This is a genomic window from Xylanibacter ruminicola, assembly GCF_900107775.1.
GTDB lineage: Bacteria > Bacteroidota > Bacteroidia > Bacteroidales > Bacteroidaceae > Prevotella > Prevotella ruminicola_C.
This window is the reverse complement of sequence record NZ_FNRF01000004.1, coordinates 389,757-411,384: the sequence shown is the minus strand read 5'-3', so window position 1 is coordinate 411,384 and position 21,628 is coordinate 389,757. Positions and strand designations below refer to the sequence as shown.

Below are 21,628 nucleotides of genomic sequence, written 5' to 3'. Positions count from 1 at the left end.
GTTTATTTTTGCAAGTCGATTGTTGTGTAAAGGACCTTTTTAAAAATAATCTTTTCTAAAAAAAGGTGAATCGAAGAAAAATATTTGTTCATACAATGATGTCACGTTTGAAACTACGAAGTGATTTCAACTCGCCAACAAACTCATCGTCTGTCATACTATCATCACCCCATATGCCATAATATTTCTTAGCTGACACACGCTTTGGAGTTTTATCCTTTAGCGATTTTTTCATTGTAATCATAAATTATTTATTTAATACTTCCTGTCTTTAATTCACTTTCCAGGAAACTATACACATATCGAGGACTCTGATAATATAGACGAGTCGAATCACGCATCAAACGGGTATATGTATCAGAATTAAGCACTGTAGCTAAAGCGTCTTCCATTGATAGATTCGAATCATTATCTATCAATAACAACGCGAGATTTTTAACCATGTCAAGTTTCATTTGCTCTTGCTCGTTCATATACGTTTCAATAATTTGATTGCACGTTCAGTTCCAAAATAATACTGAAAGGTTATTCCCTTCATATGGCGCAAGTTATGCACCAAAGTTGGTAAATCAATAGTGCGCGTCTCATATTTCCAGAGTTGTACGCCCACACGATCATCTGCAATAGGTCCAATCACAACATCATAATCGTGAGCAGGGAAACATGTATCATTATTGCGGTTCAACAAGATAAATTTAGCCCAATCTTCACTATAATCATCAAATCGAAGAACTTTCAATTCATTCATCAGTTCGTCGTCAACTTCATAGCTCAAAACCACAGGCACACCAGTTTCCATTTGTTCAACCTTTGTTTTGGCCATATCCATTGCTTGAGCATATTCACGAGACAAATAAAAACCTTGTCCAAAATCTTTGTTTTGCTTCGATTTTTTTAGATCAACCTCGGAAAAATCAACATTTGTACCATGATAGAGAATCATACCAGTTGTCCTCCTTTCCTGTGGCAGTATTCTGCAATATCAGCAATCATAGATTGGAACGACTGTGTATGCACATAATCATAATGCTGGTCAATAAACTCAATACCCTTGTATCTTTTCAGATAATTAAAGGCTTGTTTGAGTGTCAAACCATAACGCCGCCCAAATTCTAAAGAGAAAATGAGTGTCCATTCCAATTTATCGTGATTACTGTATCCCATAATCGATGATGCATATCCTATTTTTGCCGCAAAGATAGGATATATTTTTGAAACTTGCAAGTTTTTTGAAAAGAAGATTAATAAAATAGTGTTTAAGCATGGTATTAGTAATGGCGCCTTTGGCGCATAAGCAATATAAGCCGTAGTCCCGGCTTGCCAAAAAGGCACGAGAAGTCGTCGGTCTCTGCGACTTTGAGTTTAAGCCTCTCTCCATGTGGGGAGAGGCTTGGTGAGGAGAGAATTTTCTTCGGTTCACTTCTTTTTGAAAAGAAGGTGAACAAAATAAAGTTAAATCAAGCCAGGAGGATTTTTTTATTCTTTATTGGCTTTTTCTTTGGTTATTTCAGATAAAAGGTGTACTTTTGTGCCCGAATTCTCGTCATGTCCACGCCGGATTCAAGGCAATCGTGCCAAGAAGTGGAAGGGTGGGTAGCGAGTTTTCGTACATATTAAAGGCGTTTACAAGCGCTACGTTTGAGACCATCTGGAATCTCGCAAATTCACAATAGTTGTCTTGAACATAGCAACGGTAGATGCTCTCGGGATGTGTTTATACGCGTCCCCTATCTCCATATGTGGGGTAGGGTGATTTGTATTCATATCGGCGTGGGCTCTGGCGTTGTCTGTTCTTACAACTATGGGCAATGCGAGAGCCTCAGGTGGTGGAATAGGCAGCGACGATTCCACGCTTTTTTTATGTCTTGCCGCTAAGACTTTGGCGCGCATAAAAAACAGTAGGCCGATATGGATGCATTGACTAATGCTAACAAGGCTACATCACCAATAACATGCTGTGGACTTACCCCCATGGCCATCCCCGAAGCTGTAAATACACAAAAAGGGGTGTCGGTAGAATACGCTCCAGATCCTGATAAGCGTTGGTATGTACTCCGTGCCTCCTATGGTCGTGAGATATTAGCCGAGCAGCTGCTCATCCAGAGTGGTGTTTATGCCTACGTTCCCAAACGCTATGCCTATATCGAGGTTAAGGGGCGCCCCAAAAAGGTGTTGCAATGCCTCATTGCCAATATCGTGTTCGCCTATCTCACGCCCAGGCAGGCCATGATGTTCGTTCGTAATAACGATCCCGATGAGCCTTCGCCTGTGCCGCAGCTGTCTGAGTTCCTCAGCTTCTACTACAATCACTTTGTCGAGGGTGAGAACTGGCGTAACCCTCCGCTTACTATCCCCGAGCACGAGATGCTCAACTTTATCCGTGCCACCTGCACTAACGACGAGAATCTGCTGATGCTCCAAGGTGGCGACTTCCATTACAAGACCGATGATGAGGTCGAGGTTATCTGTGGTCAGTTCAAAGGTGTTCGTGGTCGTGTCATCCGGGCTCGCGGTCAGCAGCGAGTTCTCGTAGCTCTCACCGCCCTCAACTGCCTCTGCGCCACTGCTTACATCCCAACCCCGTTCCTCCAGAAAATATAACCCCTCAAAAACCGTCAATTAATTCAAAACCCCTAACGAATTAATTCATTGCCCCTTTTGAATTAATTCACCGCACTTCGAGGCCCTCTTCCCCCTAAAGATTTACGTACCCCTGTTAAGGGGTACTCCAATCTTGGGGGAGGCCTCTCAATTTCGAGGAAAAAACAAATTGATTTTGAGTCAAAATTAACTTGTTTATGAGTAGAAATCAACTTGATTTTCGGTGAAAACTAATAAGGAAAAATATCCCTATCCCTTACACCCCTCTTCCTATAGCCCCACCTCTCTATAAAGAGAGGGTGGGGACTATATAGAGAGGGGGTTAAGAAGGGATGAGGATATTGCTTATAAGTGCCCGATGTCGTGGTTGATTCACCGGCATGTAGTACAGTTACCTTGAGAGGTTTGTGATTTGTTAAATATTTTGGATACATTTTCTTTCTTAATTGTTACTATTCGTTTTAACCTCGCAAAGGTATGAAATTGTAATGAACCAACAAAATATCTGTCCCCGTGGGGACATATTTAGTAATTCTTAACGGATACATCATTTTTCCATATTTATTTCAATGAAAATACTTTTAACAGGCGGTGCGGGCTACATTGGTAGTCACACCATTATAGAACTTGACAAAGCTGGTCACAGCGTAGTTGTTGTAGATAACCTTGTGAATAGCAATCCAGAATCTCTGCGACGTGTTGCAAAGATTATTGGAAAGGAAATTCCTTTCTATGAGGTTGATGTACGAGATAAGGAAGCACTTTCAAAAGTGTTTGATGAAAACAAGTTTGATGCAGTCATTCACTTTGCAGGCCTTAAGGCTGTAGGTGAATCAGTAGCAAAACCTTTGGAATACTATCACAATAACATGACCGGCACTTTCGTCCTCTTGGATGTAATGCGCCAGAATCAGTGTAAGAATATCATTTTCAGTAGCTCTGCTACGGTATATGGCGATCCTGCCATTATTCCTATCACAGAGGATTGTCCCAAGGGGCACTGTACTAATCCTTATGGTCAAACCAAGAGTATGCTCGAAGAGGTGCTGATGGATGTCCAGAAAGCCGATCCAGAATGGAATGTGGTATTGTTGCGCTATTTCAACCCTATTGGCGCTCATAAGAGTGGTATGATTGGAGAGAATCCCAATGGCATCCCCAATAACTTGATGCCTTATATCACCCAGACTGCTGTTGGCATTCGCAAAGAGTTGGGAATCTTTGGAAATGACTACGATACCCCTGATGGTACAGGTGTACGTGATTATATTCATGTATGTGATTTGGCTTCAGGCCATGTGGCAGCATTAAAGGCCATCAACAATAAATGCGGCTTAGCTATATATAATCTTGGTACAGGTCATGGCTATAGCGTACTTGACGTTGTCAATGCTTTTATGAAAGTTAACGGTGTTAATGTTCCATATGTTATTAAGCCTCGCAGACCAGGAGATATTGCTACCTGTTATTGCAATCCAGCAAAAGCTAAAGCCGAACTTGACTGGGAGGCCAAGTATGGCATTGATGAGATGTGTCGTGATAGTTGGAATTGGCAAAAGAATAATCCAAATGGTTATGGAAAATAATTTATTTTTTCATCATCTCACAGTAATCGAGATGAAGGAAAACATAACATCAGATTATACTAGATTAAATTTATAGACATTTGAGTCATGACAATGGAAAACTGTAAAATTATTCAATTGCCTAAGATTACAGATCCTCGTGGAAACCTGTCAATCATTGAGCAGATAAAGCAGATCCCGTTTGAAATCAAACGAGTGCATTGGATATATGATGTACCAGGTGGCCTTGACCGTGGTGGTCACGCGTTCAAAGAGACCGAGGAGTTTATTGTGGCTCTCTCTGGTAGCTTTGATGTAGTGTTAGATAACGGAGAAAAGCAGATGGTGTTTCCGCTTAATAGGTCGTACTTCGGTCTGTACGTCCCCAAAGGTATGTGGAGAAAAATGACGAATTTCTCTACTAATTCCTTGGCCTTAGTTCTTTCCTCAACGGAATATGACGAAAAAGACTATGTGGCAGACTACAGAGAATACAAAGCATGGCGTAAGGATTGCTCAAAGGTGCCTACCATCACGGATGCCAAGACCTCGGTGAAACTGAACAATCCTTTAAGCATGAATATGCTGAACGAGGCCAAGAGTGTGTTTGACTGCTCGTTGTGCGAGCTGAATAAGATGCACGATGATGAGGGTAACCTGACCTTCATGTATGAGAATGTACACGTGCCGTTCAATATTAATCGTGTTTTCTATAGTTACGACATCCCTGGCGGTGAAGACCGAGGTGCACATGCCCACAAGGAATGTCATCAGTTTATCATAGCTGCATCAGGAGCCTTTGAGGTGGTACTTGATGATGGCATCAACAAACGTACAGTCCTTCTTAATAGACCTTTCTGGGGCTTGCACGTGCCGCCTGGAATATGGGCCTCTGAACAAGGTTTCTCCTCCGGAAGTATCTGTTTGGTGCTGGCATCCCACGGCTACTCTGAGGCTGACTACATCCGTAATTACGATGATTATTTGGAATATATTAAGACTCAAAGATAATGATTAAGTTATTAGATCTACAGGCTATCACCGCCATGCACGGTGATGAGTATAAGGCAGCGGTAAACCGCGTGATTGATTCTGGCTGGTTCCTGCAGGGTAACGAGAACAAACAGTTTGAGACTGACTATGCCGAGTATATTGGAACAGACCATTGTATTGCTGTGGCCAACGGATTGGATGCGTTGTATCTGTTGATGCGTGGCTACAAGGAACTGGGTATAATGAAGGATGGTGATGAAATCATTGTGCCGGCCAATACCTATATTGCTACTATCATTGCTATTACCCGTAATAATCTTGTTCCCGTTCTCGTAGAACCTACATGGGAGCATTTGGAGATTGACATTGACAAGATAGAGGAAGCCATTACTTCCAAGACTAAGGGCGTGATGATTGTTCACCTCTATGGCCGTGTGTCATATGATGAAAAACTCGGAGAGATTTGTAAGAAATATGGCCTAAAGCTTATGGAAGACTGTGCCCAAAGTCAGGGATGCGCTTGGAAAGGCGTGAAGACAGGAGCATTGGGGGATGCAGCTGCACACTCATTCTATCCAGGTAAGAACCTCGGTGCCTTTGGTGATGCTGGTGCTGTGACTACCAATAATACAGAGTTGGCAGAAGTAATCCGTGCCGTTGCCAATTATGGTAGTCAGAAGAAGTATGTGTTCAAGTATGTTGGCATGAACAGCCGCATGTCTGAGGTGGATGCCGCAGTTTTGGATGTGAAGCTGAAATATTTGGATGAAGATAATAAAAAGCGTCAGGATTTGGCTGCTTATTACTATGAACATATCAATAATCCGTTGATTACGCTTCCCAAACGTATTGACGATGAGAACAACGTTTACCACCAGTTCCCTATTTTCTGTGAGTATCGTGATAAGTTACAGGAATTTCTAAAAGAGAATGGAATACAAACTTTGATTCACTATCCTATTCCTCCTCATAAACAGGAGTGCTACAAGGATTGGAAGTACCGTAGCTATCCTATCACAGAGAAGATTCACACACAGGAGCTAAGTATCCCTATGAATCAGGTGATTAGTATGGAGGAAGCAGAAATAGTAGTAAATGTAATAAATGTGTTTAAGTAGATTATGAAAATACTTCTTATAGGAGAATATAGTGGGTTGTTCACATGTCTTAGCGATGGATTAAGATTCCTTGGGCATCAAGTGTTCACGGCTTCTAATGGTGATGGAACCAGGGACTATCCGGCAGATTTTCGTTGGGATAAGCACTTTCAATTGCCTAAAATAAACGGATTATTAGAAATCCTCTATATCTTACAACACCGTAAACTCTTTTGCGGTTATGATGTCGTAATGTTTATTAGTACTCGTGCTTTACTGTATGCTCATTTTGAAGGGTTCAATTATTGGTTTTACAAATATGTGAAAAAAAACAATAAAAAAGTGTTTATTAGTGACAGTGGTCTGGACTTTATCAGTTTTCAGTATTGGAATTCTCATAAGGAAACTAAATACCATGACTATACAGAGGCGTATTTGGATAACCCTCAGCATGATAGTTTCTTAATGGATAAAAATGCAGCTACCACAGAGGCGAAAATTCGTGAAATGGTAGATGGAACAATTCCTTTGTGGTATGAATATGCCCAACCTCACCGTCAATTCAAATCGCTGAAACCAACGATTCGCATTCCTATCAATATAGATAAATTTGAGTATAAACCAAATAAAGTTGGTGAGAAGATAGTTTTCTTTCATGGAATTTCTCGAGCATGCAAGGGCGGTAAATATATACAGGCAGCATTTGACCGTTTGCGAAACAAGTATTCTGATGTCGCAGAGTTTATCTGTGCCGGAGGCCTTCCTTTCGAGGAGTATATGGAGCTAACAAATCGTACCAATGTAATACTCGATGATGTACATAGCTATTCTTTCTCTATGAACGCTCTTTTTGCAATGGCACGAGGGAAAATATATATGGGAGGAGCAGAATCGGAAGGTAACAAAGAACTTGGCTATGAAGATTGTCCTGTCATGAACTTAACAAAAGATGTTGATCAGATTTGTAGTGCGATAGAATACGTTATAGCTAATCGTGACAAAATTGAAGAATGGGGTCTTAAATCCCGAAAATTTGTTGAAAAATATCATTCGTACAAAGATATTGCACAACAGTATATTGATTGTTGGACAAATACTTAACAGAAAAGGATTTTTATAACTAAATATGTCAGACCAATCCGATAATAAGACAATTGCCAGAAACAGCATCCTACTTTATGCTAGAATGCTGCTCTCAATTATCGTTAGCATTTATACCAGCCGCGTTGTCCTTCAAACATTAGGGGTAAGCGATTATGGTGTTTATAATGTTGTTGGCGGTGTTGTCGCAATGTTTAGCTTCCTAAATTCTGCAATGGCAGGTGCCACATCCCGATTCTTTACGTTTGAAATGGGGAAAAATGACATCGGAAATTTAATAAAGACTTTTTCGTCTGCAATTATTATCCATATAGGTCTTGCAGTGGTAGTTTTTATTATTGCAGAAACATTTGGTCTGTGGCTGTTGTGCAATAAACTAGTGATACCAGAAGAGCGAATGGTAGCGGCTCATGTTGTTTATCAATGCAGTATCGTTGGAATGTTTCTTACTTTCACGCAAGTGCCATATAATGCGGCTATAATATCTCATGAGAAGATGGATGTTTATGCTTACGTTGAACTCCTTCATGTCTTTCTTAAGTTGGGTATAGTATATCTGTTGTTAATTGGAAACGTTGACAAACTTGTTTTGTATTCTATATTGGTACTATCTGTAAATGTCATTATCGCAATGACATATAGATTCTATTGTTTAAAAAATTTTATTGAAACTAAATTTAAATTTTTATGCGATAAGGCAATTCTCAAACCCATGCTTGATTTTTTTTGGTGGAATGCTTTTTCGGGTTGTGGATATTCTCTACGTGTATATGGAAGTAACATAGTTCTTAATACATTTGTTGGTACTATAGTTAATGCAGCAGGTGGTATAGCGGCAACGGTACAAGGTATTATTATCGGATTTATAGGTAATGTCGTTACAGCTGTTCGCCCTCAGATAATAAAGAATTATAGTAGTGGAAATATCAATAGGATGAAGACTCTCACAGAATCTTCTATCCGTCTAAATATGTATTTAGCAGCTTTAGTAATCACACCAATATTTGTTGATGCAGAATACATCTTTCAACTATGGCTCGGTCAGATACCTAAATATAGCATTGAGTTTTGTCGATTATTACTGTTCGGTATATTTATGACTTGTGTGTCACAGGTAGTTACAATTGGACTACATGCTACAGGCAATATAAAACTACCCAGTGTATTGACTGGAATCATTGATTTTTCGACCCCATTTGTTATTTTTATATGCATGTATGTGTATAAGAATCCAGTCTTTGCATACGCGATTATTGTTTTATGTCAATTAGCCTCATGCTCAATAGATATTTTTTTGTTGCATCGCAATATACAGGAGTTTAATAGCTGGAAAATTCTATGGGATTATGCAAAAGCCGTGATTGTTTTTTCTGTGGCTTCTGCTTTCGCTTATTCCCAATTTGGAATGTCTTCGGATTTATTTACTTTTGCATGGATGAGTTTCATTGAATGGATTATTATTTCTCTTCTTTTCTTTTTCTTGGTTTTCAGCAATGAAGAAAGACTATTCATGTTAGGGACTATAAACAAAGTAATAAGGAAGATTCAGAAGCATTAAATTGTATTTTCTTATGCAAATAAAGACCATTACTTGTCATGATGTTTATAATCATGGCGCCTCATTACAAGCATATGCTCTCCAAACCTATTTGAGTAGCTTGGGACATGACGTAGAGATTATTGACTATAAACCCGATTATCTCAGCGGTCATTATAGCCTCAGAGCTGTCTCAAATCCGAAGTTTGATAAGCCAGTTGTCAAACAGCTGTATTTGCTTGCGAAGCTCCCAGGAAGATTAGCCGCTCTGAAGCGGAAGAAAAAATTCGATGAGTTTAATCGGCAATATTTACATCTTTCCTCCCTTCGCTATCATAGCAATGAGGAATTGAAGAAAAATACGCCTAAGGCAGATATTTATATCGCAGGCAGCGATCAGATTTGGAATACGCTGTTTAGAAATGGACGTGATCCTGCGTTTTACTTGGATTTTGCTCCCAAAACTGCTCGTCGCATTACATACGCAGCCAGTTTCGCGACCAAAGATGTTGTTGAAGAATACAAGACGTTTGTATGTAACTTGTTGTGTGGACTGGATAGAATTTCTTTGAGAGAAAAAATATCACTCCCTCTGTTGAAATCTTTGGGCAGGGCTGATGGTATAGCGGTTTGTGATCCAGTGTTTCTTTTGTCTCAAAAGCAGTGGAATAATCTACTGCCTGAGACCATGCAGAATCGGAAACCATACCTTTTGGTTTATGATACCGAAGGTTCTTTGCGTCTTAAAAATGCGGCAAAAAAAATAGCCAAACAGCGGGACTTAATAATTTGTAATATTTCCGCTAACAAATTATCGTACGCAGACAAAGATTATTGGAGTGCTGGCCCTTTGGACTTTGTGCGTTTGATTCGAGATTCAGAGTTTGTTATATCTAATTCTTTTCATGCTACCGCCTTTTCTTTGATATTCCATCGAGAGTTTTGTGTGGTGAATCGTTTCGAAACAATTAATGAACGTATGTACAGTTTGTTGAAGCAATACGGTTTACAGGAAAGGATGTTGGATGGTAATATAGCAATCCCAACTGCCCCTATTGAATATTCTGCTGTTCAAAAAAAAATAGATGCTGATATTGCATTTTCGAAGCAGTATCTTTACGAAGCTATTTCAAAAAAGATTGAGCTATAAATGAAGAAGAAAATAATTATCTCCATGCATTATATGGAGATCGGTGGGGCAGAAAGTTCTCTGATAGGCCTACTTGAAGCACTTGATCCAAGTAAAGTTGATATTGACTTATTTGTTTTCGCTCATCATGGTGTGTTTATGAGTGCAATCCCAAATTATGTCAACCTGTTGCCGGAGGATAATGGTTATGCCATGATGGAGGAACCTCTTGCTATGGTTTTCAAGAAAGGACATCCTCTCATTGGTATGGCTCGCTTGTTGGCGAAGTGGAAGATGAATAGGTTCTATAAACAGAACCCTTCGGAAAAAGACCGTAGTGCAGGTTTTGCATATATTGGCAATGAAGTAGGAAGAGTGCTGCATAATCTATACAATTTTGGAGAATATGACCTTGCTATCTCTTATAACTATCCGCATAATATAGTACTTGAAAATGTGATGGCAAAGAAGAAGATTGCATGGCTTCATACCGATTATAGGCATATCTCAATCAATGAGAATTTGGAGTTCCCTATTTGGAGAAAATATGACCAGATTGTTTCTATCAGCCCAGGAGTGACTGAGGGCTTCCTTTCAGTGTTCCCATCATTGAAGGACAAAATACTAGAGTGTGAGAATATGCTCCCTAAGGCTTATATTGAGACCAAAGCTACTCAAGCCTCTATAGATAAGGAAGTAGACGTATTGACACTCTGCTCAGTGGGTAGAATCAGCAATGCAAAGAACTACGACAATATTCCGAACATGGCGTCTGAGTTAAAAGAACTTTTCAAATTGCATGGTTCCAAAATCAAGTATAAGGATTTTAAGTGGGTTATTGTTGGTCCCGGTGACCATTCTACGATTGATGCTTTGAGTGAAGATTTGGGAGTAAGAGATAATGTTATCTTCATGGGACCATCGGATAATCCCTATCCATATATCAAAGGTTGTGATATCTATGTCCATCCGTCTCGATATGAGGGTAAAAGTATTGTTGTTCGCGAGGCACAAGTGCTTTGCAAGCCTGTAATAATAACCAATTATCCGACGGCTGTGAGTCAGATAAATAATGGTGTAGATGGAGTGATTTGCGAACTTGATAACAAGAGCGTTGCTGAAGCGATTTATGCTCTCGTAATGGATTCTAATAGGCAATCTACAATAATCAACTATCTTAAGACACATGATTATACGGGGGGAGCTGAAGTAGAAAAAATATATAGTCTAATAGGTTTAAATGATAATATGGAGAAATGAAGGAGCGCATTATAGCTTATGATTATATTAGGATTGTAGCAATGGTGTTGGTTGTTGCTTGCCATTGCTTTGGAGATGTTTCTAATACTTCAAGTGTAGTAATTTCATTATTGAGTTATTTGGAAGCTCCCTGCAATGGGTTGTTTTTTGCAGTATCAGGTGCATTGCTTCTTCCGATTAATTCCCACCCCACCACCCGCACCTATGCTAATACGAAGGGCTTTATTACGAAAAGGTTGAGAAAGGTTGCTATCCCGACTATATTATGGTCTATTGTATATCTTGCATTGAATGGTAATCTGAATTTAGTTTCAGTATGCAGCATTCCTTTTTCTGCTCAAGGTGCAAGTGTTTTATGGTTTATGTATGTTATGGTTGGAATGTATCTTGTTGCACCAATAATCAGTCCATGGCTAGAAAAGATAGATAAAAAAACATTGGAATTGTATCTTGGATTATGGTTAATATCTCTTTGTTTTCCTATTTTGAAAAATTGGCTGATAATTGATGAATCTGTTGATGGTGTCCTATTTAATTTCTCAGGATATGTTGGATATTTTGTACTTGGTTACTATCTGAAAAAGTATGGAATCCAACTAAAACTTTCATTATTACTTTACGTGATTGCTTTCGTAATCATGATTTTTGTGAAGTTATTTGTAGGTGATGTTAAGCTTTATGATGGTCTTTGGTATTTGTCTGTTTTTTGTGCTGTCAGTATGGTGTTTTACTGGAATATGTTAGAGAAGATAAGCTCTCATATAAAACTGTCAGAATGCGAAACCCGTTCATTGGGCACTATCTCTAACCTTATTTTCGGTGTATACTTTATACATTATGGAATAATTGAGTATTTAATACCTCATGTTGGTTTTATAAGTAAAATGCCATACTTAGTTGGCTATGCGATAAGGATAATCATTGTATTTTGTGGTGCTTTGATTCTTTGCTATATGATTAGTTATTTGCCTTTAGCCAATTATGTCATTGGCTATAAACATAAAATTCAAGAGTAAGTATGATACCCAAAATTATTCATTTATGCTGGCTCTCTGGCGATGTCTTTCCTAAGGATATTGCTGCTTGTCTGGAGTCTTGGAAGCAGCACCTGAATGATTATGAGGTGTGGCTTTGGGGTAAGAAACCTAAGGATTGCTTGGGGCTGAATATAGTTGAGAAACATTTCGACTTGGATTCAGTTGTTTGGTGTAAACAGGCTTTTGAGGCACGAAAATATGCTTTTGCTGCAGATTACATCCGAGTGTTTGCTGTTTATACTTACGGAGGTATCTATCTGGATTCAGATGTAATGATGTATAAACCATTCGACGACATGCTAGATTTGCCTTATTTTATAGGAGAAGATGCCGTACATTGTTTTGAACCAGCTATTTTTGGTGCTGAAAAAGGATGTCAATGGGTTAAAGATGTGTTGGAATGGTATAATGGAAGATTGTTTGCAAATCCAGATGGTACAATGGGGCAGAAGGGATTGCCAGTTGTCTTTCACGATGCACTATGTGGTAAATATAATTTTTTCCTTACAAAAAATGGGCCTTTTACGTATTGTGAAGACGCTATTCGAATATTTCCTAAGGATTATTTTAACTCCCGTAATTTCATCAAACCTATACGCACAAAAGAGTCATATTGTTCTCATTATTTTGTGGGGTCATGGATGAAATCTGAAAAGAAAACTTCTTATAAAGATGTAATAAAAAAGGCTATACCTGATGGATTATTAAATCTTCATTATGCTTTCATGTATCATATTAAATACAAACGACATATGAGGTATAAGTTAATACCTTATAGTAAATAAAGAATTATTACTTTGAAATAGATTCAGTTGCTTGAGATTTGATTCTGATAAATAAATAATTAAAACTATGACACTCAGTGATTTAAAACGTGTTCATGAAATCAATAACGAATTGTTATTGTTGTTAGATGAGGTGTGTAAAAAACATAAAATAGAATATTTTCTTATGTATGGAACTCTTTTAGGTTGTATCCGTCATGGAGGTGTTATTCCTTGGGATGATGATGTGGATGTTGGGATGACACGTGAAAACTATAAGAAGTTTGTAAAAGAGGCAAAAGACGATTTTGATAATGCCAAATATAGAGTGAAGATAATGGGGAGTGGAAGCTCTGATTACATCTCTGAGATAAAAATTGGAAAACTTGGAACAACCTATTGCCTTCCTGGAACAGAACATATAGATGTCATGAATAATGTGCAATTAGATATCTTTTGTATAGACAGTATGAGAAATTTGACAGAAAAACAGGTGGTTTTGCTAACGAAAATATGGAAGGGCCTGAGAATTGTTGGCTTGAATAAAAGTGAAAAGAAACTTTTAAAGCTTGCAATTGATAGACATAACATACCGATCAAAGGATTCTTATACAAACGTATATTGGATGTGGCCCATTTATTTAGGATGATTATTGGAGAAAGAAGAATTGAAAAGTGGGGCTATAAAATGCTTGTTGACCCAACCAATCAATCTGATAAACTAATAGTCGTTGGTTTTAAAACCATCTGGAAGAAAGAATGGTTTAAAATATCCTATCGCGACTATGAGGGGCGGAAAATGCCAATACCTTCCGGCTATGACAATGTCCTGAGAGTTCATTATGGCGATTATATGAAACTTCCTAATGAGGATCATCGCTATAGTAAATATTTTAACGAATGGGTTTTTAAAGAGATATAATAGATAAAACAAGTGAATCATATGAAAGCATTAATATTAAATAGCGGCCTCGGTTCGCGAATGGGGATGATAACAAATGAGCATCCCAAGTGTATGACGGAAATCTCGTTTAAGAACTCCATTTTGAGTAGACAGTTGCGAATACTTAATTCATTCGGTGTTGAGGAGGTTGTGATGACAACAGGATACTATGACAAGGTTTTAGTTGATTATTGCAATGCATTGCATTTGCCTATTAAGTTCACATTTGTAAATAATCCGCTCTACGATAAAACCAATTATGTTTATAGTATCTACTGTGCTAAAGAGGAACTGAAGGATGATGACATCATTCTGATGCATGGTGATTTGGTGTTTGAGAGCCAGGTAATGGAGGCAGTGATTGACAACGAGAACAGCTGTATGGCTGTGAGTAGCACTTTGCCTCTTCCTGAGAAGGATTTTAAGGCTGTCATCAAGGATGGTCAGATAGAGAAAGTTGGTATTGAATTCTTTGACAATGCAATGACTGCACAGCCTCTCTACAAAATAAAGAAAGAGGATTGGCTGGTATGGCTGGCTAATATTGAGAAGTTCTGTGAAAGCGACAACCGAAAGGTGTATGCAGAGAACGCCTTCAACGAGGTAAGTGACAAGTGCAAGATTTATCCTTGCGATGTGCAGGATATGCTTTGCGCTGAGATTGACACTCCTGAAGACTTGGAGGTGGTCAGCAAGCGTGTGAAGGAAATCAATGAGCGCACAGTTTATATGTGTTTCTCTACAGAGTACATTCATAGTGGACATGTTGCAATTATTAATAAGGCACGTCGCTTGGGGCGATTGATTATCGGTGTGCTTAGCGATGAGGCTATCTCAAGCTTTAAGCGCTATCCGCTGATTCCGTTTGCAGAGCGCAAGGCGCTCTTTGAGAATATGGCAGGGGTTGAGCGTGTAGTAGAGCAGAAAACACTCTCTTATAAGGAAAACCTTGAAGCCTTGAAGCCTGATTTCCTCGTTCATGGCAATGACTGGTGCGAAGGTTTCCAGAAACCTATTCGCCAGGAGGTATGTGAGATTCTTGCTTCATACGGCGGCAAACTCGTTGAGTATCCCTATAGCAACAACCCCATGTATAAAGAGCTGGATGCAGCCCATCGTGCAGAGGCATCTATGCCTGATGTTCGTCGTGGTCGTTTGCGCAAGCTCATCAATATGAAGGGACTTGTTACGGCTATGGAAGCTCACAGTGGTATCACGGGCCTGATCGTAGAGAATACCAAGGTACTCCAGGATGGCAAAACCTATCAGTTCGATGCCATGTGGGTAAGTAGCCTTTGCGACTCAACCGCCAAAGGTAAGCCCGATATTGAGCTGGTGGATATGACTTCACGTTTCCGTACTATTGATGACATTATGGAAGTGACCACCAAGCCTATCATCTTTGATGGAGATACCGGTGGCTTGACAGAGCACTTTGTTTATACTGTCCGTTCTTTGGAGCGTATGGGCGTTTCTATGGTTATTATTGAAGATAAGACCGGTTTAAAGAAGAACAGTCTCTTTGGTACTGAGGTCAAACAGACGCAGGCTGCAATTCCAGATTTTTGCGAGAAGATTCGTGCCGGTAAGAAAGCTCAGAAGACCAAGGAGTTCATGATATGCGCTCGTATTGAGTCTCTGATTTTGGAACAGGGTATGGAAGACGCTTTGGAGCGTGCCTTTGCCTTCAGTGAGGCCGGTGCTGACGCCATTATGATTCACAGCCGCAAGAAAGATCCTGCTGAAATTTTCGAGTTTGTAGCTAAGTTCCGTGAGAAGAACAGCACCACTCCTATTGTGGTTGTTCCTACCTCATTCAACACTGTTACGGAAGCTGAATTCAAGGAGCGTGGCGTGAATGTGGTTATCTACGCTAACCAGCTCACACGTACAGGTTTCCCTGCCATGCAGGATGCTGCACGTACCATCTTGGAGAACCATCGTGCCAAGGAGTGTGATGACAAGTGTATGTCAATTAAAGAAATTATCACCTTAATTCCTGAAGAGTAATGATTAGTCCAAAGTTTTTCTATGATGCATTAGCCAGCTATGGCATTGATTTCTATGCTGGCGTGCCTGATTCTCTGCTGAAGAATCTTTGTGCCTATATTACAGACCATGCTGATGCAGCACATAATATCATTGCTGCCAACGAGGGTGGCGCAATGGGCTTGGCTGCAGGTCATTACTTGGCAACCAGTCAGATTCCTGTAGTCTATATGCAGAACTCTGGGGAGGGGAATATCATCAACCCTCTGGCTTCTCTGACAGATCCTGATGTTTATAACATTCCTGTTCTATTGGTGATTGGATGGCGTGGAAAACCCGGAGTTCATGATGAGCCCCAGCATGTAAAGCAGGGTAAGGTGACAACAGGATTGTTGAATGTTATGGGCATTGACTATACTGTCCTCTCTAAAGAAGAGGATAAGGCTGAGGCACAGATTAAGAAGGCTGTTGCTTTTATGCAGGCAACCAAACAATGCTATGCAATTGTTATCGAGAAAGACACCTTTGATGCCTATACCCTTCAGAACGTAGAGAAGAACGACCTGACTATGAGTCGTGAAGAGGCTATACAGACTGTTGCTGCAGCCCTTGGTGAAAAGGATGCCATTGTATCGACAACTGGAATGATTAGCCGTGAGCTCTTCGAGTATCGCACAGCGATGAACGAAAACCATGAGCGTGATTTTCTGACCGTTGGTTCTATGGGACATGCCTCTCAGATTGCACTTGGTATTGCCTTGGCCAAACAGGACAGAAAGGTATGGTGTTTTGATGGCGATGGTGCTAGTATTATGCACATGGGCAGTATGGCTATTGTTGCCAATAAAGCTCCGAAGAACTATGTGCATGTAGTGTTCAACAATGGTGCCCATGATTCTGTAGGTGGCCAGCCTACGGTAGGCTTGAAGATTGATTTGCCTGCTATAGCAAAGGCTGTAGGTTATAAGCAGATCTTCTCTGTTGATAATAAAGCAGATTTGCAAAAGCAACTTTCTAATCTTGGTGAGGGACCTGTGTTCCTTGAAGTCAAGGTCAAGAAGGGTAACCGTAAGGATCTTGGCAGACCTACTACTACTCCAATCCAGAACAAGGAAGCATTAATGGAATTCTTATGCAAGTAATATATAACGGAATCTCTCATTTAGGTGAGGCATTGGAAGGTGTAACTAAGGTTTTCGTGGTTTGCGACTCTTCTTATCCTTTTCTGAATATTAAGCATGATATAGAGAACATGGGTACGCCACATGTTCTATTCTCAGACTTCACTCCTAATCCTCTTTACGATCAGGTGTGCAAGGGTGTCGACCTATTCCAGATAACCAAGTGCGATAGCATCTTGGCTGTTGGTGGCGGTAGTGCTATCGATGTAGCAAAGTGTATCAAACTTGCAGTTCTGACCAAGGACGGCAATGCAGCCCTTATTCCGCCATTGGTAAGTACAAGAGTAGAGTGTGATGGATCTAAGATCCCCTTCATTGCAATCCCTACAACGGCAGGTACTGGTAGTGAGTCCACTCATAATGCAGTGATGTATTATGAGGGCGCTAAGCAGACGGTAACCAATGAAGGTGTTTTGCCTGATTATGCTATTCTTGAACCATCAGTTCTAAAGACTCTTCCATTGTATCAGAAGAAATGCACCATGATGGATGCCCTTTGCCAGGGTATAGAATCTTGGTGGTCAGTCAATTCTACCGAAGAAAGTTATGAATATAGTCGTAAAACTATAGAACTTATCATGGAGAACTGGCGCAAGTACATCTTCGAGAATGATGACGAGGCCGCTGTTCAGATTATGCTGGCTGCAAACTATGGAGGTAAGGCTATCAATATCACTCAAACTACGGCAGCCCATGCGATGAGCTATAAGTTAACTTCACTCTATAAACTCCCTCATGGTCATGCTGTAGCAGTATGCTTGCCTGAAATTTGGGAGTATATGCTTAACAATCTTGATAAGTGTATTGACAAAAGGGGGAGCGATTATCTTTTAGATATCTTTATGGATATTGCCCATGCAATGGGATGCGAAAATCCTCATCAAGCCATAGTATGCTTACGTCATATGATGGTAGATATGGAACTTTGGAATCCGGTATCTGATCGTAAGGAAGATGACTTGCTGATGCTTTCTGCATCGGTTAATCTTGTAAGATTGAAAAATAATCCTATTGAATTAAAAGATAAGACTATACGCTATCTTTATGATACTATTATATAAGGGAAAGAATTGTAACAGAAGGCATATTCAAATTACTGGATGCCAGGCTGTTTTGAGGGATATATGTTAAGATTGTGGTAAGAAAATAATGTTTAATATTTTATAGCTGTAGAATGGAGTTTTTGGCACCGTTTTCTAAGTATTATTATTTCGTTTATTGGTTTGTCGTGATGTTGATGACGGTGTCACGATTTAATACAATCAATAAATATCAAAGATATGCTGTGATTGAACGAGCGTTTAACTATCAGCCGTTATTATTATTCTCTTTATTTTTTATCGTCTTCTATGGGCTTAGACCTGTATATTCAGGCTATTTTGGCGACACAGGAGTTTATGCAAATACATACTGGCTATTGAAAAACTATGGGGTCTTTAACATGCAAGGTGCAGTCGATATTAAGTCTGATTGGCTGTTCTACACCATCCAAAAGTTTTGTGCAGAAATCATGGATGTGCATCTGTGGCTTATGTTGATGACGTGTTGCTATCTCATTCCTATGTTATGGGGCTGTTGGCAGATTGACAAGAAGCATGGAGCATTATTGATGTTATTCTGCGTTGGTGCATTTGAATTTTATTCTTTTGGTACAAATGGAGTTCGTAATGGAATCGCTTGTAGCATAATGATTTTAGCTGTGGCATCATTATGTAAAAAAAAGATTGTTTTGGCTGCTATTTTTTGTCTTTTATCTATAGGATTTCATAAGTCAGCATTATTGTCGGCGGCGGCCCTGTTTTTTTCTTTTTATGTACGTAAACCTAAATATATGTTTATTGCTTGGCTTGGGGCTATCGGTGTCAGTTTGGCTATTGGTGGTCAGATTGATGCTATGTTATCATCAATGAGTTATGATGAAAGATTAGCAGGAAATTTGCAAAGCAATGAAGCTGATGGTATGATTCTTGAGCACCGCTTCCGTTGGGACTTTTTGCTGTATAGTTCTATGCCAATCCTATTAGCATGGTACACCATTTTTAAGCGAAAACTTTATAATAATACCTATTTACTCCTGTTAGGTACCTATATGTATGCCAATTCGTTTTGGGTATTGGCCATCAGAGCTATTTTTTCGAATCGAATCGCCTATCTCTCATGGTTTATCTATCCCATTGTTTTAGCATACCCACTTATGAATTTTGATGTGTTTAAGGAAAAGCATAGTAAGAAAACAGCCCTGATACTTTTAGCCCATTTTGGCTTTACAACGATATTATGGCTATTGGGAAAATAAAAAAATGAATACAAAATCAATATTAACAGTTTTTACACCCGCTTTTAATCGGGTACATACTATTGGGCGAACCTACGAAAGCTTGCTAAGCCAGACGTGCAAGGACTTTGAATGGCTAGTCATCGACGACGGGTCGTCTGACGGGACGCGTGAATGGCTTCTTTCGTTGGGTGAGAAGGTGCAGGAGGCAGGAGCTGCTTACGACTGGATGGGGAGACAACTTGAAGAAACGACTTTGGACCATTTCACCCTCAATGCTGAAGGACTGCGAATTGAATATATCCGCAAACCTAATGGTGGGTTATTTACTGGATATAATGTAGCGTTTCAGACTGTTCAAACGGAGTTGTGTGTTTGCATAGATTCTGATGATTATGCACCAGAGGATTTAGTAGAGAATGTAAAGTGTGTTTGGGATAATCTTTCTGCAGATAAACGCGCGGGTATAGGTGGTATAGCTGGTCTTGATTATAATGTCTTGGACAAACTTCCAATAGGAGGTTTTTTTTCGGTTGATAATCAATCTGCATGGATTTTCGATTTGGATCATAAAGGTGATTCAAAGTATGTGTTTCGCACAGATTTGATGAGGAGATATTGCCCACAGATAGGTTTTGAAGGTGAGAAAGATTACAATCCCCACTATATGCAAATGCAACTGTTTGATAAATATCAGATGTGGATAGTGAACAAGAATTTCTGCTGGGTGGAATATCAGATTGGCGCAGATTCGATGTCACAGGCGATATTCAAGCAATACAAGCGCTCGCCAAAGAGCTATGCCCGTTATAGGCTGATGGAACTGAGTATGACTAGAGGATTGAACTTTTTCAAAAAGCTTAGTCTTTGTGCCCACTATGTTTCAGCTTGTATCTTCAGTCGCGATTCTTCTTGGCTAAGGAATAGTAATGATAAAGGACTGGTGTTGCTGGCTGTTCCATTGGGTGTAGTCTATAATATTTATATAAGGTATAAGGCTTGTAAATAAATCATACAATGAGATTATTACATGTAATCACATCACTACAGACTGGGGGGGCTGAGACGTTGGTGGTAAACATGATGCCTCGATTCCGTGAGCTTGGTCACGAAGTTGGCGTGGTGGTGTTTAATGGGCAGCAGACTGCTCTGATGGAACGGTTGGAACGGGAATGTCAGGAATGTAAGATATATAAGTTAGGAGAATCCTATTATAATCCATGGTATATCATGAAGCTTTGGCATATTATGCGGCAATATGATATCGTACATACGCACAATTCTTCACCGCAATTGTTTGCTGCTATTGCAAATCAGTTTTGCCGCAAGAAACTCGTGACGACAGAGCATAGCACTAATAACAGAAAAAGAGAACAAGGGGGAGTATTAAGACTGATTGACAAGTGGATGTACAGACACTATCATAAAGTGATTTGTATATCAGAGATAGCAGAGAATACGTTAATAGGATATTTGGGTGGAACGGCTTCTAATATATGCACCATCAATAACGGGGTGGATGTGGATGCTTTCCATAATGCGACTCCTTTAGAAAATTTAAATTATGGTAGGTTTTCTGTCGTGATGGTGGCTGGTTTCCGCGAGGCCAAGGATCAGGATACATTGATAAGAGCGATTAGTAGGCTACCTAAAGAAAGCTATGAGCTTTGGTTAGTGGGTGACGGAGTAAGGAGAAGTGAACTTAAATCACTTGTAAATGACTTGAAGTTGGATGGTCAGGTTAGATTTTATGGGCTTCGAACTGATGTCGCCAATATTCTGAAAGCGGCTGACGTGGTCGTGATGTCTAGCCATTGGGAGGGCCTTTCGCTTTCTAATATTGAAGGTATGTCCGTAGGAAAACCCTTTATAGCAAGTGACGTAAAAGGATTGCATGAAATTACCGAAGGCTCTGGATTGTTGTTCCCGCATGGTGATGATAAGGCGTTAGCTGACTTGATTCGCCAGTTGCATGATAATCAGCAGTTATATAAGCAAGTTGCTGAGGCATGCTATGAAAAGGCTCGCTTGTTCGACATCAGTAAGATGGTGGAGAAGTATAATGAATTATATAAGGAAGTCGATGACAAAACTTAAGATATATGCAATGGGAGCGATATCCAATATCCCTACATTGTTGTGTCGCGTTGTGATAT

Annotated in this window: 20 protein-coding genes; 17 read left to right on the top strand and 3 right to left on the bottom strand. The window is 39.7% G+C overall.

The window, feature by feature from the left end; genetic code table 11:
• Positions 1 to 88: 88 nt before the first annotated feature.
• The 3 genes from BLU97_RS16115 to BLU97_RS12180 all read right to left on the bottom strand — a co-directional run bounded on the left by BLU97_RS16115 (position 89) and on the right by BLU97_RS12180 (position 1,164).
• Positions 89 to 244, bottom strand: a complete 156-nt coding sequence (locus tag BLU97_RS16115) for a hypothetical protein (protein ID WP_175456377.1) — start codon at positions 242 to 244, stop codon at positions 89 to 91.
• 225 nt (positions 245 to 469) lie between these two features.
• Positions 470 to 943, bottom strand: a complete 474-nt coding sequence (locus BLU97_RS12185) for a DUF3990 domain-containing protein (RefSeq protein ID WP_074761802.1) — start codon at positions 941 to 943, stop codon at positions 470 to 472.
• Positions 940 to 1,164, bottom strand: coding sequence for a DUF3791 domain-containing protein (locus BLU97_RS12180; protein WP_074761801.1), 225 nt, complete (start codon positions 1,162 to 1,164; stop codon positions 940 to 942). The genes BLU97_RS12185 and BLU97_RS12180 overlap by 4 nt, the downstream gene beginning before the upstream one ends.
• Before the next feature lie 744 nt (positions 1,165 to 1,908).
• On the opposite strand from BLU97_RS12180, the gene BLU97_RS12175 reads away from it, so the two are divergent.
• The 17 genes from BLU97_RS12175 to BLU97_RS12095 all read left to right on the top strand — a co-directional run bounded on the left by BLU97_RS12175 (position 1,909) and on the right by BLU97_RS12095 (position 21,569).
• A complete protein-coding gene (locus BLU97_RS12175; protein WP_074761800.1) occupies positions 1,909 to 2,601 on the top strand; it encodes a transcription termination/antitermination NusG family protein in 693 nt (230 codons plus the stop codon).
• Between the two features lie 569 nt (positions 2,602 to 3,170).
• The gene (gene galE / locus BLU97_RS12170; protein WP_074761799.1) at positions 3,171 to 4,187 is read left to right on the top strand and encodes a UDP-glucose 4-epimerase GalE; all 1,017 of its coding nucleotides are present in this window, start codon (positions 3,171 to 3,173) and stop codon (positions 4,185 to 4,187) included.
• A 93-nt stretch (positions 4,188 to 4,280) separates the two neighbouring features.
• Positions 4,281 to 5,177: a sugar 3,4-ketoisomerase gene (locus BLU97_RS12165; RefSeq protein ID WP_074761848.1), complete on the top strand. Its 897-nt coding sequence runs from the start codon at positions 4,281 to 4,283 to the stop codon at positions 5,175 to 5,177.
• A complete protein-coding gene (locus BLU97_RS12160) occupies positions 5,177 to 6,277 on the top strand; it encodes a DegT/DnrJ/EryC1/StrS family aminotransferase (RefSeq protein ID WP_074761798.1) in 1,101 nt (366 codons plus the stop codon). The genes BLU97_RS12165 and BLU97_RS12160 overlap by 1 nt, the downstream gene beginning before the upstream one ends.
• A gap of 3 nt (positions 6,278 to 6,280) precedes the next feature.
• On the top strand, positions 6,281 to 7,357 hold the full coding sequence (locus BLU97_RS12155) for a hypothetical protein (protein ID WP_074761797.1): 1,077 nt from the start codon (positions 6,281 to 6,283) through the stop codon (positions 7,355 to 7,357).
• 25 nt (positions 7,358 to 7,382) lie between these two features.
• Complete coding sequence (locus BLU97_RS12150; protein WP_074761796.1) at positions 7,383 to 8,915, top strand: hypothetical protein; 1,533 nt, start codon at positions 7,383 to 7,385, stop codon at positions 8,913 to 8,915.
• A gap of 13 nt (positions 8,916 to 8,928) precedes the next feature.
• Complete coding sequence (locus BLU97_RS12145) at positions 8,929 to 10,044, top strand: polysaccharide pyruvyl transferase family protein (protein WP_074761795.1); 1,116 nt, start codon at positions 8,929 to 8,931, stop codon at positions 10,042 to 10,044.
• Entirely contained in the window at positions 10,045 to 11,283 is a 1,239-nt protein-coding gene (locus tag BLU97_RS12140; RefSeq protein WP_074761794.1) for a glycosyltransferase, read from the top strand.
• Positions 11,280 to 12,299, top strand: a complete 1,020-nt coding sequence (locus tag BLU97_RS12135) for an acyltransferase (protein WP_074761793.1) — start codon at positions 11,280 to 11,282, stop codon at positions 12,297 to 12,299. Before BLU97_RS12140 ends, BLU97_RS12135 begins: the two co-directional genes overlap by 4 nt.
• A gap of 2 nt (positions 12,300 to 12,301) precedes the next feature.
• A complete protein-coding gene (locus tag BLU97_RS12130; protein WP_074761792.1) occupies positions 12,302 to 13,105 on the top strand; it encodes a glycosyltransferase family 32 protein in 804 nt (267 codons plus the stop codon).
• A 67-nt stretch (positions 13,106 to 13,172) separates the two neighbouring features.
• Positions 13,173 to 14,006, top strand: a complete 834-nt coding sequence (locus BLU97_RS12125) for a phosphorylcholine transferase LicD (protein ID WP_074761791.1) — start codon at positions 13,173 to 13,175, stop codon at positions 14,004 to 14,006.
• Positions 14,007 to 14,027: 21 nt separating this feature from the next.
• On the top strand, positions 14,028 to 16,037 hold the full coding sequence (gene aepX, locus BLU97_RS16390; RefSeq protein WP_074761790.1) for a phosphoenolpyruvate mutase: 2,010 nt from the start codon (positions 14,028 to 14,030) through the stop codon (positions 16,035 to 16,037).
• Positions 16,037 to 17,158, top strand: coding sequence for a phosphonopyruvate decarboxylase (gene aepY / locus BLU97_RS12115; RefSeq protein WP_074761789.1), 1,122 nt, complete (start codon positions 16,037 to 16,039; stop codon positions 17,156 to 17,158). Before aepX ends, aepY begins: the two co-directional genes overlap by 1 nt.
• Positions 17,149 to 18,258, top strand: a complete 1,110-nt coding sequence (locus BLU97_RS12110) for a phosphonoacetaldehyde reductase (RefSeq protein ID WP_074761788.1) — start codon at positions 17,149 to 17,151, stop codon at positions 18,256 to 18,258. The genes aepY and BLU97_RS12110 overlap by 10 nt, the downstream gene beginning before the upstream one ends.
• Positions 18,259 to 18,371: 113 nt before the next feature.
• Positions 18,372 to 19,493, top strand: coding sequence for an EpsG family protein (locus BLU97_RS12105; protein ID WP_074761787.1), 1,122 nt, complete (start codon positions 18,372 to 18,374; stop codon positions 19,491 to 19,493).
• Between the two features lie 4 nt (positions 19,494 to 19,497).
• On the top strand, positions 19,498 to 20,481 hold the full coding sequence (locus BLU97_RS12100; RefSeq protein ID WP_074761786.1) for a glycosyltransferase family 2 protein: 984 nt from the start codon (positions 19,498 to 19,500) through the stop codon (positions 20,479 to 20,481).
• Positions 20,482 to 20,489: 8 nt separating this feature from the next.
• Positions 20,490 to 21,569 carry a glycosyltransferase gene (locus BLU97_RS12095; RefSeq protein ID WP_074761785.1) on the top strand — a complete coding sequence of 360 codons (1,080 nt, stop codon included), beginning with the start codon at positions 20,490 to 20,492 and terminating at the stop codon, positions 21,567 to 21,569.
• Positions 21,570 to 21,628: the final 59 nt, after the last annotated feature.